Source organism: Candidatus Ulvibacter alkanivorans (genome assembly GCF_003333325.1).
In the GTDB taxonomy this organism is placed as follows: domain Bacteria; phylum Bacteroidota; class Bacteroidia; order Flavobacteriales; family Flavobacteriaceae; genus Ulvibacter_A; species Ulvibacter_A alkanivorans.
The window spans coordinates 1-13412 of record NZ_QOLC01000007.1 but is presented as its reverse complement, the minus strand read 5'-3'; the positions used below and the strand labels follow the sequence as shown (position 1 = coordinate 13412).

The following is a 13412-nucleotide window of genomic DNA, read 5'->3' as shown; positions in this document are numbered from 1 at the left end:
ATTTTCACATGTAATTATTTGTTACATTTGTCGGAAATTAAAACCTAAACAATGAAAAATACTTTATTTATAGCGCTAGCTATGAGCGGGTTACTCTTTTTTTCATGTATTGATGATAAAAAAGAGAAGTCCGAACCGGAAATCGCCGAAGTGCAAACCGATGATTTTGATTACAATGTTGAAGAGTTTGCCGATATACGAATTTTACGTTACCAAATCCCGAGCTGGGATGACCTAAGCCTGAAAGAGCAAAAATTGGTCTACTACCTAGTACAAGCAGGCTTGGAAGGTCGTGATATTATGTGGGATCAAAATTACCGTCATAATCTTGAGATTCGGGAAGCCTTAGAAACCGTTTATACATCTTATGAAGGTGATAAGGGTTCTGAGGACTGGAAGAATTTTGAAACTTATTTAAAGCGCGTTTGGTTTTCGAATGGGATTCACCATCATTATTCTAACGACAAGATCAAACCCGGGTTCTCTGCCGATTATTTAAGAACCTTGCTTTCAGAAACAAATGCAACCTTAGAAGGCGAAGCATTCGATGTGATCTTTAACGATAAAGATGCAAAGAAAGTAAATCAGGCAAGTGGTATCGACAACGTAGCTAAAAGTGCTGTGAATTTTTACGGTCCTAGTGTTACTAATAAAGATGTTGAGACCTTTTATGCGCAAAAGAAATCACCAAACCCTGAAAAACCATTATCCTACGGTTTAAATTCAAAACTTGTAAAAGAGAATGGCGAATTAAAAGAATTGGTGTATAAGTCTGGCGGACTTTATGGTCCTGCCATCGATAAGATCATTGTATGGCTGGAGAAGGCTCAGGGAGTTGCAGAAAACAAGGCACAGGGCGATGCTATTGGATTATTGATCGATTATTACAAGACCGGAGATCTACAGACCTGGGATGATTATAATGTAGCATGGACAAGAGCTACTGAAGGAAATATTGATTATATCAATAGTTTTATTGAAGTCTATAACGATCCATTAGGGTATCGAGGTTCTTACGAGAACATTGTTCAGATCAAAGATTTTGATATGTCTGAAAAAATGGCGGTGCTATCTGAAAATGCACAATGGTTTGAGGATAACTCTCCTTTAATGGAAGAACATAAAAAAGACAGCGTTGTAGGTGTTACTTATAAGGTTGTGAATGTTGCAGGTGAAGCAGGAGACGCTTCCCCTAGCACTCCAATTGGAGTAAATTTGCCGAATGCGAATTGGATCCGTGCGGAGGTGGGAAGTAAGTCTGTTTCATTAGGAAATATTATCGAGGCATATAACAACGCTGGAAGCTCGGGTCGTCTAAAAGAGTTCGTACATGATGAAGAAGAACTAGAGTTGGAAGAGGAGTACGGGCAAACGGCCGATAAGCTGCATACGGCACTTCATGAAGTTATCGGACATGCCTCGGGACAGTTGAATCCAGGAGTAGGCGAAACTAAGGAAACACTTAGAAATTATGCTTCCACTTTAGAAGAAGGCCGTGCAGACCTAATTGGACTATACTTTTTGTACAGCCCAAAATTGCAAGAATTAGGCTTGGTAGATGACTGGAAGAAAGTGGGTATGGCAGCATACGATGGATATATTCGTAATGGCCTTATGACTCAGTTAATACGTTTAAATCTTGGTGACGATGTTGAAGAGGCGCATATGCGAAACCGTCAGTGGGTAAGTGCATGGGCGTATGAAAGAGGTCAAGAAGAGAACGTGATAGAAAAGGTGGTAAAAGATGGTAAGACCTCATTTAACATTACCGATTATGACAAACTACGTGAGATCTTTGGGGAGCTGTTACGTGAGACCCAGCGAATTAAGTCGGAAGGAGATTATAAAGCAGTTGAGGCGTTGGTAGAAGGTTACGGAGTTAAAGTGGATCAAGAGTTACATGCGGAAGTATTGGAGCGTAATAAACAATTTACAACTCCTCCATATAGTGGATTTGTAAATCCGGTGATTATCGCTAAGATGAATGATGAAGGCGAGATAGAAGGTTTTGAAATAGAACAACCTGAAAGCTTTAAAGAACAAATGCTGATGTACAGTGACAAATTCAATAATTTGCCTGTCAAGAATTAAACAAATAAAAAAGCCTCCTAAAACAGGAGGCTTTTTTTTAAAGTATAATTCAGTTAGTCGAACGATGTGACACTACAGGAGTGCTGTTACCGTAACTGTTTTCAAGATGTGTTCCTCCTTATAACTTTTCTATTATCTCATTTATTAATTGGGTGGTACTACTGTAATCACGTCCATCCGATTTTGCCAACTCTATAGATCGTTTAGCCTGTTTTAGTGCATCGGTATATTTGCCGGTCTTGAATAATAGAGCAGCATAGGTGTCGGTGTTATACGAGTTCTCATCTAATTGGATCGAGCGCTTAACAAGATCGATCGAAATTAATAGGGCTGCAATGTCATCATGCTCTTCATAGGCATGCCATGCCAGTTCATTAAGTTCGCCAGAATCGTTCCATATTGCGTTAATCTTTGCATCACTGTATTCGCTGTCGTCCGGCTGTCCACCACTGTATGAACCACCGCTAGCATAACTAGAACTAGAGGAAGCCATAGTAAAGCTTTCTTCTATTAAATTAATAAAATCGCTTTTGGGCATAGCTCCTTCAGCCATATGTGTTAATTCTCCGTCTTGCACAAATAAATAGGTTGGGATGCTTTCGATACCAAGCACATCGTCTGCTTCGTTCTTGTCTACGTCCATTTTGTAGAATATTACTTTACCGTCGTAGCGATCCACCAACTCGGCAAGAATTGGGTCCATTCGTTTACAAGGTCCGCACCATGTAGCGTAAAAGTCGACTACTACAGGAGTGCTGTCATCTCTAAACAATTTGGCTTCGATGTTATCATCGTTAATTTCGGTTTGAGCTACAGTCACAAGACCAAAGCAAAATAAAAGTAAGGTGAGTGTTAATTTCATAAAAAAAGTATTAGTTAGTAATGTAAAATTATTGATTGTCAAGTTAAAGTTTATTTTTCGCTTTTTCATACTGTTTTTCTTGCGTCAATTTATATGCTATGTTCTTGAGATTTCCTTTGCCTGTAATCCCCAGCTTTTTACTAATGTTCTTACGATGGGTAGCAACGGTAGATTCACTAATATTTAAAAGCGAAGCGATCTCTTTAGATTTAAAATCGGAGCCAATAAGTTGAAAGATCTGATTTTCACGCAAGCTCAATGTATCGAATTGAATCTCGTGTTTCTTTGTTAACAATATGAGATAAATGGCTTTTTCTAATAATTTCGACTCGGCTGAAACCTTGGTCAAGCTCTTAAGAACATGTAAGGTCTCTTTAGAAGAAAGACGTGTATCGGCATGTTTCATTTTTTCGATACTCGATATAATTTTCTGTGCGGGAGTCATAAAAACAAATCTATGGGTTGCCTTAGAGCTATGAAATACCCATTATAGGGTATATTTTAATCTATTATTCGAAATCATATTTTTTCTCTAATGCATAGCGCAGCAATTCACCTTTGCCGGACAGCCCCAGTTTTCGGATCATGTTCTTTCGGTGTTTTTCAACCGTTGATACAGCCGTAAAACGTTGTGCTGCTATTTCACTCGTAGTTTTACCCAATCCTATAAGTTGCAATATTTCACGCTCGCTTTTTGAAAGTATCGGCTTTTTGTTTGTTGTTTCTGAACTTTGAGAAAGTATCGAAAGATCGATTGAAGCATCGTAGAATTCGTTTCCTTGAGCAACACTTCTTATTGCGTTTAAGACCTCCTCTAAAGGCGAATTTTTAAGTAAATACCCGGAGGCACCCGCATTGCGCATTTGTCTAATTGCTTCTTCTTGGTCGAACATACTAAATGCGATCACTCCAATACTTGGAAACTCTTTCTTGATGATACGCGTTGCTGCGATCCCATCGATCTTCGGCATTTTTATATCTGTGAGCACCACCTTCGGTTGTTTTTTTCGCACAATCTCTAGCAGACGCTCCCCGTCATTGGCCATGCCTACGATGGTAATGTCGTCCTCGTATTTTAAAAGAAGTTCTATCCCATCAACCAACGATTGGTGATCTTCAGCAATTGCCACTGTTATCATAAGGGTATATCGATAAGTATAGTTGTTCCTTTGTTTGGTGTACTGTCTACTTCCATTGTTCCTTCCATATGCTCTATCCTTCGTTCAATGCTCGAAAGACCAATGCCTTCTTTTGCTTGAATATTAGACGCATTGAATCCACGACCATTGTCTTCTACGATGATATTTAGGATGTCATCATGTTGGGTTATAGAGATGCTTGCTTCGGAAGCATTTGCATGTTTTATTATATTGGTCACTAGTTCTTGCAGCATTCTAAAAATCGCGATCTCTAACATATTGTCCAATCGTTCATCCAAACCAAAATCTTGCACTTCTATCGTTAGATTACCAGCGACTGAAGCATTTTCAGCCAACTTTTGGACCGCCGGAAGCAAACCTTTTTTCGCGATCACACCGCTATTCTTTAAATGCGCCATCGATCTAATTTCTTTATATGCGTCGTCTAATAGCGTACGGGTCTTTAGAAACAATTCTTCCTCATTATCGATTTTATGACGTTGGGAATGTAAGTGATTAAATTGAAGTTTGGCGGCGGCCAGGGTAGCACCTACACTATCGTGCAGATCGCTTGCAATACGTTGTCGCTCTTTTTCTTGGCCGGCGATCATGGCATCTATGGTAGTGAGTTCTTGCTCCTTTAAAAGCTTTTCTTTCTTTTGTATTTCGATCTCTCGCTGCTGTTCGGCAATACGCTGTTTTCTTCTGGTATTTTTATACACTAATACGCCAATAACGGCAACAGCTGCTAAACCGGCACCCAATCCTGTCGCAATTTGTTGGGTTTGTTTCTTTTTTTGTTCAGAAATTAAAAGCTCCTTTTCCCTTTGTTGGGTCTGATACCGCGTTAGATTTACATTTTGTGCTTGTATATCTACGCTATCGCTATAAATTAAATGTAATTTCAAGTATTTTAAAGCGCTCAGGCTGTCTCCATTTACCTCGTAGGTATCGGCTAAATTCTTGTACAGTATTTTCTTATTGTTTTTCCGAAAGCTTCGAATGGGTAAAGAATCGGCTTTCTTTAATAGATCGATTGCCGCACCGTACTGATCTCGATGCTTGAACACCGACGCTTTATTGATGTACGTATAAAATAATGGATCGGGTAAGTTTTGATCTTTTTGTACTTGGAGTACTCGATCGTAATAGTAATCGGCAGAGTCCAGTTTGCCATATACCTCTGCTAAATATAGTCCTTTAATGGTTTCAATTCGAGCGCGAGCTATACTACTGGTACTTGTTGTGATCGCTTTGTTAATAAACGCATCTCCTCGATCCTTATCACCGGCGTCGTAAAAATTCATGGCATGTTCGACGTAAGCATCTGCTAATTGATCATTATAGCTGTTCGTTTTTGCTGTTTCTTCAAAAGCTAGCAGATAATCCTCCTTATTAAAATTTATATGTTCTTGTCCTGAAAGTGTTGTGTACAGTTCATAGTTCATCTGGTTGGCAGCTCGTTTGTTCTCTGTCGCTTCATAAAATTGTTGTGCTCTTCGGAAGTAATTGAAGGCCTCATCTTCTTCATTGTTGGCCGCAAAGGTCTCTGCCATATATTTATAATAGGTCGCTTTTTGAGCTGTCGACAACGCGAGGGTGTCGGTCTTAAGTAAGTAGTAGAAAGCAGAGTCCAACACTCTTTGGGTACTGTAGATCTTTCCGAAGTATAAAAACCGCTCATTGATATTGTCGAACTCGGTTTGGGTTATTTGCGCCTTAGCCAAGTCATACCTGCCGGCGCTCAACAACGAATCTACATACACCGATTGTGCCTTTGTAATCGTACAAAAACAGATGCATACAATGAACCCAATTATTTGAACCCTGGATCTCAATTTTATTTAGGAGGAACTATACCACCGCCTACTGTCTTTGGTCGAACGATAGGGAACTGCTGGTAGTGTGTTTGAATTTGTTGTTCGATCGAGTCTAAACACGCATCAAGACCGCCGGGCAGTGAACAGCTATTCATGGTGTTCTCTACGATTGAATCTATTATTGCTGCATTGCTGGCATACTCTTCATCGTGAATAGAAACGACATACACCTTTATGTTCGAAGTAGGATCGAATCCTGTGAAATAGGTTGCTAATAGACCGCTGTTGGTGTCTTCTAAAAGTGGCTCCATGCTAATATCCTCATAATACGGTTTGCCATGTTCTAGGATTTCTAACAACACATACGTTCCAGATGCATTAATACCTTTGGTGAGGTTAGAATTGACCTCTGGTCTCAAGTAGGTTGGTTTTCCTTTGATCGTTTTAACGGTATGTGGGACCATGATCTTTTTTATGTAGAGACCATCTGCATTGTAATATCCGTTATACGAATTGAAAGCAGTTAGGTTCTCTCGAGTCTCATTACTGTCATCATTATTCCTATTGTCTTCGCAAGCGGCCAACTTCTCTTTGGTGGTTTCTAATTCTTGTTCGCAAGTGCTGCAATCACATCCTACAAAGAGGAGTACAACGGCAAGCAGGATTGCCATGGAGGTTTTACTTTTCATAATTATCTCGGTATTGGTTTTGGTAAAAATCGAAAATAGCTGTCGATCACAACATACCTGTTACAGGGTATATTTCGTCAATTTAAAACCATTAAACAGATTTTACAAGTTGTAATAACCGCAAAATTTTAGTATGTGTATTGAATTTTAAAACCTTAGCAGGCTTTTTAATAAGAGCAACAAGCCTATAAAAGCAAGAAACCCCAATAGTACCCAGATGGTTCCTTTGTAATGCTTTTTGTGCAACTTTTTGTCTTTGCGATAACTAACAATGATAATTGCTACAAACGCAATAGCAAATAAAACAGCAAAGATCAATTGGTTTTCACTAAACATAAATTCGTAGTTTTGGTCTGTAAAAATACAACCTTAAAATTACACTATGAAGAATAAAATTGCCGCCGTTCGTGAATTTCATGATGCCTTTGGACTAGGAAGTCACGAAAAACCAATTGCCGATCTTGGGGAAGCTAAAAACTTGTTACGTTATAAACTCATGCGAGAGGAGAATGAAGAATATCTAGAGGCGGCAAATGCTAACGATCTGGTTGAAGTGGCAGATGCCTTAGGAGATATGCTATACATCTTATGTGGTACTATTATAGAACACGGTATGCAGCATAAGATCGAAGAAGTATTTAACGAAATTCAACGGAGTAATATGAGTAAATTGGGAGCAGACGGTAAACCAATCTATAGAGAAGATGGAAAAGTGCTAAAAGGACCAAATTACTTTAAGCCGAACATTCAAGAAATCCTGGAAAAATAATCTATTGCGTAGTGAAAAACATTATTTGGAAATCTCATATCGCCAGTTAAACGGGTCTTCTGCCAAATTATGCTGAATGTTGGTAAGTCGCTTTTTAAATTGTGACGCATACCCGGCTTCCAAGTTTGGCAGATCGTAGGTCACATTTTTGTAACTAAAAGCGCTAACCGGACTAATTACGGCGGCTGTACCGGCACCAAAAATTTCTTTTAATTCGTTGTTTTTTGCAGCCTCCACAATTTCTGATACCAATATTGGACGTACTTCCACATTGATACCATCGTGTTCTGCGAGTGCAATAACACTTTTTCTGGTAACTCCGTCGAGTATCCTGTCGCTTGTAGGCGCAGTGATCAAGGTATCGTTTATTCGGAAGAAAACATTCATTGTTCCTGCCTCCTCTAAATACTTATGTTCGTTAGAATCGGTCCAAATTACTTGCTGAAAACCCTTTTCACGTGCGAGATTGGTTGGATAGAATTGTGCCCCATAATTACCGGCAGCTTTGGCATATCCAACACCACCATTAGCAGATCGACTGTATTCTTCTGCGATCACCACTTTTACAGCACCTGAGTAATACGCTTGTGCCGGAGAAAGTAGTATCATGAATTTATATTCGTTAGATGGCGAGGCTGAAACACCAACCTGTGTCGCAATAACAAACGGACGAATATATAACGAATTACCAACTCCCGGTTTGATCCAAGCGCGATCTAAATTGATAATTTGATGCATGGCATCAAAAAATATGTCACGAGGAAACTCAGGAATGGCCATACGTTTGGCCGACTTGTTTATACGTTTAAAATTTTCTTCGGGACGAAATAGGAACACACGATCGTTAGTGTCTTTGTAAGCTTTCATGCCTTCAAATACGGCTTGCCCGTAGTGGAAGATCTTGGCCGCCGGAGAAATGGTCAACGGGCCATAAGGCTTAATGGTCGGCTTGTGCCAAGCGCCTTCCTTATAGTCACACTCAAACATATAGTCGGTAAAAATGTTCCCGAAGGTAAGATTATTGAAGTCAACTTGATCAATTCTGGAAGATTCAATTTTGTCTATATGGATGTTCTGTGATGTCGTTAAACTCATGAAAGTGGTTGTTAAGATGGTAAAATTAACTAAAATTAAGGGTTTAAAAAACGTAAATTATTCATAAAATTGCAGTATCTTATAAGTTAATTAAATTCTGAAAAACTTACAATGAGCAAATTCGTTTTATTTTTAGCTACAGCGCTTGTATTACTAGGCTGTAAAGAAGAAAAAAAAGAAGAGGTCACTACTGAAGCCTCTCAAGAGATCGCTATGAACTACACTTCGATTGGTGATGAGATTGATTCCGATAATGTGCTTTCAAAAGAAGAAATCATCGAAAAGTACAAGAATTTAAAGCCGGGAGATACCGTTGCAGTAAAATTCACTTCGGAAGTTAAGGAAGTATGCCAAAACAAGGGGTGTTGGATGAAAATGGATATGGGCGAACAAGAGGCTATGGTTAAATTTAAGGACTATGGTTTTTTTATGCCGAAAGATCTTGCTGGGGAAGAAGTTATAGTATCCGGAAAAGCATTTGTAGAAGAGATGAGCGTTGATGAGCGACGTCATTACGCTGAAGATGCCGGTAAATCACCGGAAGAGATCGCGGCTATCACAGAGCCTAAACGAACCCTATCGTTCGTTTCTAATGGTGTGCTTATACCGGCAGAAAAATAAAATAGCATGAAACGTGAATTCCTAAAGACCGGAGATGGATCACTTACGATCCACCTTCCGGCGTGGGATGAACAGTATCATTCGAAACACGGTGCTATCGCCGAAGCCCAGCATGTATTTATTAAGATGGGCTTGCATGCTTTTTTAGAGAACCATTCTTCACATCGACCTATTCGTATACTTGAAATTGGCTTTGGTACAGGATTAAACGCATTACTTACCTCATTAGAAGCAGCAGCGCTTAATCTTGTAGTAGACTATACAGGTGTCGAAGCGTATCCGTTAGCAACTTCGCAGCTTAGTCAATTAAATTACCCAGAACTTCTATCTATTAGCAAATCTAAATTTCTTAAACTTCACGACACTTCTTGGGAAGAGATGCATGAGCTAACACCTCACTTTTCATTGAGAAAACAAAAAAAATTATTTTCAGAAATAGAAGATATCGAACAATATGACATCGTCTATTTTGATGCTTTTGGTGCACGTGTACAGCCCGACTTATGGACAGTGCCTATTTTTCAACGTATGTTCAATGCCTTGGTTTCTGAAGGTGTTTTGACTACCTATGCTGCAAATGGAAATGCCCGTCGTGCCATGCAGGAAGTAGGTTTTACTGTAGAACGATTACCCGGTCCTCCGGGTAAAAAAGAAATGCTTCGCGCAAGTAAGTTGTGAGCAATTTGATCTGATTTTTTTTTGCATTTTTTTATCGATGTTTATTAATAGCGCTTAGCTATGCTAATGTTCCGTTAAACAGATTGGGATTTTAAGTGATAAATCGTACTTTTTAAAGAAAAAGAGCAATGAAAATATTAATTACGGGAGCTACCGGGCTTATAGGAGGCAGATTGTCGAGAGCGTGCATTGAGGGAGGGATCACCGTACATTACTTAACAACATCAAAAGAAAAAATACAGGACAAACCCAATTTTAAAGGGTTTTATTGGGACCCTGCTTCCGAAGAGATCGATAGCAAAGCATTCGATGGGGTTTCCAAAATTGTTCACTTAGCAGGCGCTTCCATTTCAAAACGATGGACTAAATCGTATAAACAAGAAATAATGGAAAGCCGCACCCATACTGCAAATTTGCTCTTTGAGACCCTGCAAGAAATAAAGCACGATGTTCAATATTTTATTTCGGCTAGCGGTGTTAGTATTTATCCCAACTCTAAGACTAAATTATACACCGAGGAATCAACAGCGGTCGATTCCACTTTTCTTGCCGAAGTAGTACTTGCCTGGGAAGCAGCGGCCGATCAGTTTAAAAGCCTAGGTATGGAAGTTACTAAAGTACGTACGGGTGTAGTGTTTTCTGAAGAAGACAGTGCCCTTCAAAAAATAGTAGCACCTATTAAAGCGTATGTAGGAGCGCCACTTGGAAGTGGTAAGCAATGGCAATCTTGGATTCATCTGGACGACATCGTCGGAATTTATTTGCACTGTATCAAAAATAATTTGGAAGGAGTATTCAATGCAGTGGCTCCAAATCCTGTAACCAATAAAAAATTAACCAAACAAATCGCAGCGCGATTAGACCGCCCTTTGTGGTTGCCAAATGTACCCGGATTTATTTTAAAGTTGGTCTTAGGAGAAATGGCAATTTTAGTACTAAGAGGGCAGCTTGTTAGTTCACGCAAGATCGAAGAGCACGGTTACGTTTTTAGGCATTATAACCTAGAAAGTGCATTAGATCATTTATTATAAACCATTATCAGTAAAACAAATTCGGGCGGCCAAAGGCCGCCCGAATTCTATTTTATTTCTTACAATAAGTTCTTAAGACTTGCTTGCGTGAAGTTCTATGGTTAATTCGATTTCATCATTGATGAACTTATCGCCAAGATTGTCAAAAACCGACTTAGATCCGTAGTTTACACCCCACTTGGTACGGTCTATAGCAAAAGTTTCACTCTGTAAAGACATGGTGTTTTCGTTGAAAGAAACAGAGGCCGGAAAGGTTACGTTATGAGTTTGGTCTTTCATGGTTAAATTTCCGCTTACCATGGTTTTTCCGTCTTGTTCTGAAACACCGGTCAACTCAAAAGTGGCAGTTGGATATTCAGTTACGTTAAAGAAATCACCTTCTTTACCTTCTACGGTTCCTTTTAAATGGGCTTCTAGGTTTTGTTTAGACTCACCCTCGAGATCTAGATCAACGATGCTATTCATATCGATGGTGAAGTTTCCCGCTTCAATAGATTGATCCTGTACCTCAACGGTTCCGGATGCTAATTGAATGGTCCCGTTGTGACTTCCTGTTGGCTTTTCACCTTGCCACTTAATTACCGATTTTTCTGTATTCACCGTGTAGGTTGCTGCAGCTTCAGAGGCTTCAACGACTTCTTGTTCCTCTTGTGTGGTACTATTCTTATCGTCTTTACAAGCAACAAATGCTAAAGAAGCAAAAGCGACAAGGGCAATATTTAAAACTACTTTTTTCATATTCTGTTTTTTTGGCTTTTATATGTACCACAAAAATATTCAACCGTAAACGGAATGTTCTTAAAGATTTATTAAAATAATGCAGTGACATTTTGACATTATTCTACAAATGGCAGTACTTTTGCTTCCTTCAGAAAAAAACAATAAAAGAATCTCATCGATGAGTAAGAAAGATAAAAACAAAGACGTTGCTGTAGCCGAAGAAAAGGAGAAAAAAGATACAGCCACAGCGACTAAGGACGAAAAGCAGAAGAACGACAAAAAAGACAATGAGAATTCGCTCGAAGAAGAACTTCAGAAGGAGAAAGAGCGCTATTTACGTCTTTTTGCCGAATTTGAGAACTATAAAAAACGTACAGGAAGAGAACGATTAGATTTGTTTAAAACTGCGAGTCAGGATGTAATGACGTCGCTTTTACCCGTATTAGATGATTTTGACAGAGCTTTAAAAGAGATTGAGAAGGCAGACGATGATGAATTGTTAAAAGGCGTCTCATTAATAAGTAATAAGTTTCGTGAAACACTTCGCCAGAAAGGGCTAGAGCCCATTGGAACAAAAGAAGGAGATACATTTGACGCCGAAATTCATGAAGCCGTCACCCAAATCCCGGCTCCTAACGATGAGTTAAAGGGAAAAATCATCGATGTAATAGAAAAAGGGTATACCTTAGGAGAACGAATTATCCGATACCCAAAAGTAGTGATAGGACAATAGTATGAAGGAAGATTATTATGACATATTAGGCATTTCTAAAAATGCTTCAGCAGCCGAAATAAAAAAGGCATATCGAAAAAAGGCCATTGAATTTCATCCGGATAAGAATCCTGGTGATACCAAGGCCGAAGAGATGTTTAAGAAAGCAGCAGAGGCTTACGAAGTGCTTAGCGATCCGAATAAAAAAGCACGTTACGATCAATATGGACACCAAGCCTTCGAAGGTGGCGGTGGCTTTAGTGGTGGTGGTATGAACATGGAAGATATCTTTAGTCAGTTTGGAGATATCTTCGGTGGCGCCTTTGGCGGCGGTGGCGGTGGCTTTGGAGGTTTTAGCGGCTTTGGTGGTGGCGGACGACGTACCATCAAAGGAAGCAACCTACGAATTCGCGTTAAATTGTCGTTAGAAGAAATCGCTAACGGTGTTGAGAAAAAAATTAAAGTAAAGCGAAAAAAGGTAGCACAAGGTACCACCTATACTACTTGTAGCACTTGTAACGGTTCCGGTCAGGTGACACGTGTGCAAAACACCATACTGGGTCGTATGCAAACCTCTGCTACTTGTAATACATGTGGCGGTAGTGGTCAAATTATCGATAAAAAGCCGGCAAATGCAGATGCGCAAGGAATGCTTACCACCGAAGAAACGGTTTCAATTAAGATACCTGCCGGTGTTGTGGATGGAATGCAGTTAAAAGTTTCCGGAAAAGGAAACGAAGCACCCGGAAACGGAATTGCCGGAGATTTATTGGTCGCAATAGAAGAGAAGCCGCATCCATCTTTGCAACGTGAAGGCGATAATCTACATTATGACCTGTATATCAATTTTTCCGAAGCAGCGCTAGGTACCTCTAAAGAGATCGATACCGTTACCGGTAAAGTGCGAATTAAGATAGATGCAGGTGCTCAAAGTGGTAAGATATTGCGATTGCGAAATAAAGGAATTCCAAGTATCAACGGATATGGAAGTGGAGATCTCTTAGTGCACTTAAACGTCTGGACTCCTAAAACACTTTCTAAAGAGCAAAAAGAATTTTTTGAAAAAATGATGCAAGACGAGCATTTTACACCAAAACCTGAAAAAGAAGACAAATCCTTTTTTGAAAAGGTGAAAGATATGTTTTCTTAATTAAAAGTTAATTTTTAATTTATTTTATATATATT

15 protein-coding genes are annotated in these 13412 nt (G+C 39.4%); 7 read left to right on the top strand and 8 right to left on the bottom strand.

Features of this window, described 5'->3' with window-relative positions; all coding sequences use genetic code 11:
• The first annotated feature begins 51 nt into the window (after positions 1 to 51).
• A complete protein-coding gene (locus tag DWA30_RS00640) occupies positions 52 to 2091 on the top strand; it encodes a dipeptidyl-peptidase 3 family protein (protein WP_114490619.1) in 2040 nt (679 codons plus the stop codon).
• A gap of 118 nt (positions 2092 to 2209) precedes the next feature.
• Here DWA30_RS00640 and DWA30_RS00635 read toward each other — a convergent pair whose 3' ends face one another.
• The 6 genes from DWA30_RS00635 to DWA30_RS13375 all read right to left on the bottom strand — a co-directional run bounded on the left by DWA30_RS00635 (position 2210) and on the right by DWA30_RS13375 (position 6937).
• On the bottom strand, positions 2210 to 2953 hold the full coding sequence (locus DWA30_RS00635; protein WP_114490618.1) for a thioredoxin family protein: 744 nt from the start codon (positions 2951 to 2953) through the stop codon (positions 2210 to 2212).
• Positions 2954 to 2996: 43 nt separating this feature from the next.
• Positions 2997 to 3359 carry a helix-turn-helix transcriptional regulator gene (locus DWA30_RS00630; protein WP_168421706.1) on the bottom strand — a complete coding sequence of 121 codons (363 nt, stop codon included), beginning with the start codon at positions 3357 to 3359 and terminating at the stop codon, positions 2997 to 2999.
• Between the two features lie 103 nt (positions 3360 to 3462).
• Complete coding sequence (locus DWA30_RS00625) at positions 3463 to 4092, bottom strand: response regulator transcription factor (protein ID WP_114490616.1); 630 nt, start codon at positions 4090 to 4092, stop codon at positions 3463 to 3465.
• The gene (locus tag DWA30_RS00620) at positions 4089 to 5858 is read right to left on the bottom strand and encodes a tetratricopeptide repeat-containing sensor histidine kinase (protein WP_114490615.1); all 1770 of its coding nucleotides are present in this window, start codon (positions 5856 to 5858) and stop codon (positions 4089 to 4091) included. Before DWA30_RS00620 ends, DWA30_RS00625 begins: the two co-directional genes overlap by 4 nt.
• A 74-nt stretch (positions 5859 to 5932) precedes the next feature.
• Positions 5933 to 6583 (bottom strand): hypothetical protein, encoded by a 651-nt coding sequence (locus tag DWA30_RS00615; RefSeq protein WP_136073113.1) that lies wholly within the window; start codon positions 6581 to 6583, stop codon positions 5933 to 5935.
• A gap of 165 nt (positions 6584 to 6748) precedes the next feature.
• Positions 6749 to 6937, bottom strand: coding sequence for a hypothetical protein (locus tag DWA30_RS13375; protein ID WP_114490613.1), 189 nt, complete (start codon positions 6935 to 6937; stop codon positions 6749 to 6751).
• 46 nt (positions 6938 to 6983) lie between these two features.
• On the opposite strand from DWA30_RS13375, the gene DWA30_RS00605 reads away from it, so the two are divergent.
• Complete coding sequence (locus DWA30_RS00605; RefSeq protein ID WP_114490612.1) at positions 6984 to 7370, top strand: pyrophosphohydrolase domain-containing protein; 387 nt, start codon at positions 6984 to 6986, stop codon at positions 7368 to 7370.
• 21 nt (positions 7371 to 7391) lie between these two features.
• Here the strand turns inward: DWA30_RS00605 and DWA30_RS00600 are convergent, their stop codons facing one another.
• The gene (locus DWA30_RS00600) at positions 7392 to 8465 is read right to left on the bottom strand and encodes a branched-chain amino acid aminotransferase (RefSeq protein ID WP_114490611.1); all 1074 of its coding nucleotides are present in this window, start codon (positions 8463 to 8465) and stop codon (positions 7392 to 7394) included.
• 111 nt (positions 8466 to 8576) lie between these two features.
• Between DWA30_RS00600 and DWA30_RS00595 the strand changes: the two genes are divergently transcribed.
• From DWA30_RS00595 to DWA30_RS00585, 3 genes are all read left to right on the top strand, one after another.
• The gene (locus tag DWA30_RS00595; RefSeq protein ID WP_114490610.1) at positions 8577 to 9086 is read left to right on the top strand and encodes a DUF4920 domain-containing protein; all 510 of its coding nucleotides are present in this window, start codon (positions 8577 to 8579) and stop codon (positions 9084 to 9086) included.
• A 6-nt stretch (positions 9087 to 9092) separates the two neighbouring features.
• Complete coding sequence (gene mnmC2 / locus DWA30_RS00590) at positions 9093 to 9764, top strand: tRNA (5-methylaminomethyl-2-thiouridine)(34)-methyltransferase MnmC2 (RefSeq protein WP_114490609.1); 672 nt, start codon at positions 9093 to 9095, stop codon at positions 9762 to 9764.
• A 128-nt stretch (positions 9765 to 9892) separates the two neighbouring features.
• Positions 9893 to 10795, top strand: a complete 903-nt coding sequence (locus DWA30_RS00585; protein WP_114490608.1) for a TIGR01777 family oxidoreductase — start codon at positions 9893 to 9895, stop codon at positions 10793 to 10795.
• A gap of 72 nt (positions 10796 to 10867) precedes the next feature.
• Here the strand turns inward: DWA30_RS00585 and DWA30_RS00580 are convergent, their stop codons facing one another.
• Positions 10868 to 11533, bottom strand: coding sequence for a YceI family protein (locus DWA30_RS00580; RefSeq protein WP_114490607.1), 666 nt, complete (start codon positions 11531 to 11533; stop codon positions 10868 to 10870).
• Positions 11534 to 11693: 160 nt separating this feature from the next.
• Between DWA30_RS00580 and DWA30_RS00575 the strand changes: the two genes are divergently transcribed.
• Entirely contained in the window at positions 11694 to 12248 is a 555-nt protein-coding gene (locus tag DWA30_RS00575; RefSeq protein WP_114490620.1) for a nucleotide exchange factor GrpE, read from the top strand.
• A gap of 1 nt (position 12249) precedes the next feature.
• The gene (dnaJ, locus tag DWA30_RS00570) at positions 12250 to 13377 is read left to right on the top strand and encodes a molecular chaperone DnaJ (RefSeq protein ID WP_114490606.1); all 1128 of its coding nucleotides are present in this window, start codon (positions 12250 to 12252) and stop codon (positions 13375 to 13377) included.
• Positions 13378 to 13412: the final 35 nt, after the last annotated feature.

Excerpts from the sequence above, each read along its gene's own strand:
- DWA30_RS00640 (WP_114490619.1), top strand. The coding sequence starts at position 52 with ATGAAAAATACTTTATTTATAGCGCTAGCTATGAGCGGGTTACTCTTT.
- DWA30_RS00625 (WP_114490616.1), bottom strand. The coding sequence starts at position 4,092 with ATGATAACAGTGGCAATTGCTGAAGATCACCAATCGTTGGTTGATGGG.
- DWA30_RS00605 (WP_114490612.1), top strand. The coding sequence starts at position 6,984 with ATGAAGAATAAAATTGCCGCCGTTCGTGAATTTCATGATGCCTTTGGA.
- DWA30_RS00595 (WP_114490610.1), top strand. The coding sequence starts at position 8,577 with ATGAGCAAATTCGTTTTATTTTTAGCTACAGCGCTTGTATTACTAGGC.
- DWA30_RS00585 (WP_114490608.1), top strand. The coding sequence starts at position 9,893 with ATGAAAATATTAATTACGGGAGCTACCGGGCTTATAGGAGGCAGATTG.
- DWA30_RS00615 (WP_136073113.1), bottom strand. The coding sequence starts at position 6,583 with ATGGCAATCCTGCTTGCCGTTGTACTCCTCTTTGTAGGATGTGATTGC.
- DWA30_RS00630 (WP_168421706.1), bottom strand. The coding sequence starts at position 3,359 with ATGAAACATGCCGATACACGTCTTTCTTCTAAAGAGACCTTACATGTT.
- DWA30_RS00580 (WP_114490607.1), bottom strand. The coding sequence starts at position 11,533 with ATGAAAAAAGTAGTTTTAAATATTGCCCTTGTCGCTTTTGCTTCTTTA.
- mnmC2 (WP_114490609.1), top strand. The coding sequence starts at position 9,093 with ATGAAACGTGAATTCCTAAAGACCGGAGATGGATCACTTACGATCCAC.
- DWA30_RS00635 (WP_114490618.1), bottom strand. The coding sequence starts at position 2,953 with ATGAAATTAACACTCACCTTACTTTTATTTTGCTTTGGTCTTGTGACT.
- dnaJ (WP_114490606.1), top strand. The coding sequence starts at position 12,250 with ATGAAGGAAGATTATTATGACATATTAGGCATTTCTAAAAATGCTTCA.
- DWA30_RS13375 (WP_114490613.1), bottom strand. The coding sequence starts at position 6,937 with ATGTTTAGTGAAAACCAATTGATCTTTGCTGTTTTATTTGCTATTGCG.
- DWA30_RS00600 (WP_114490611.1), bottom strand. The coding sequence starts at position 8,465 with ATGAGTTTAACGACATCACAGAACATCCATATAGACAAAATTGAATCT.
- DWA30_RS00575 (WP_114490620.1), top strand. The coding sequence starts at position 11,694 with ATGAGTAAGAAAGATAAAAACAAAGACGTTGCTGTAGCCGAAGAAAAG.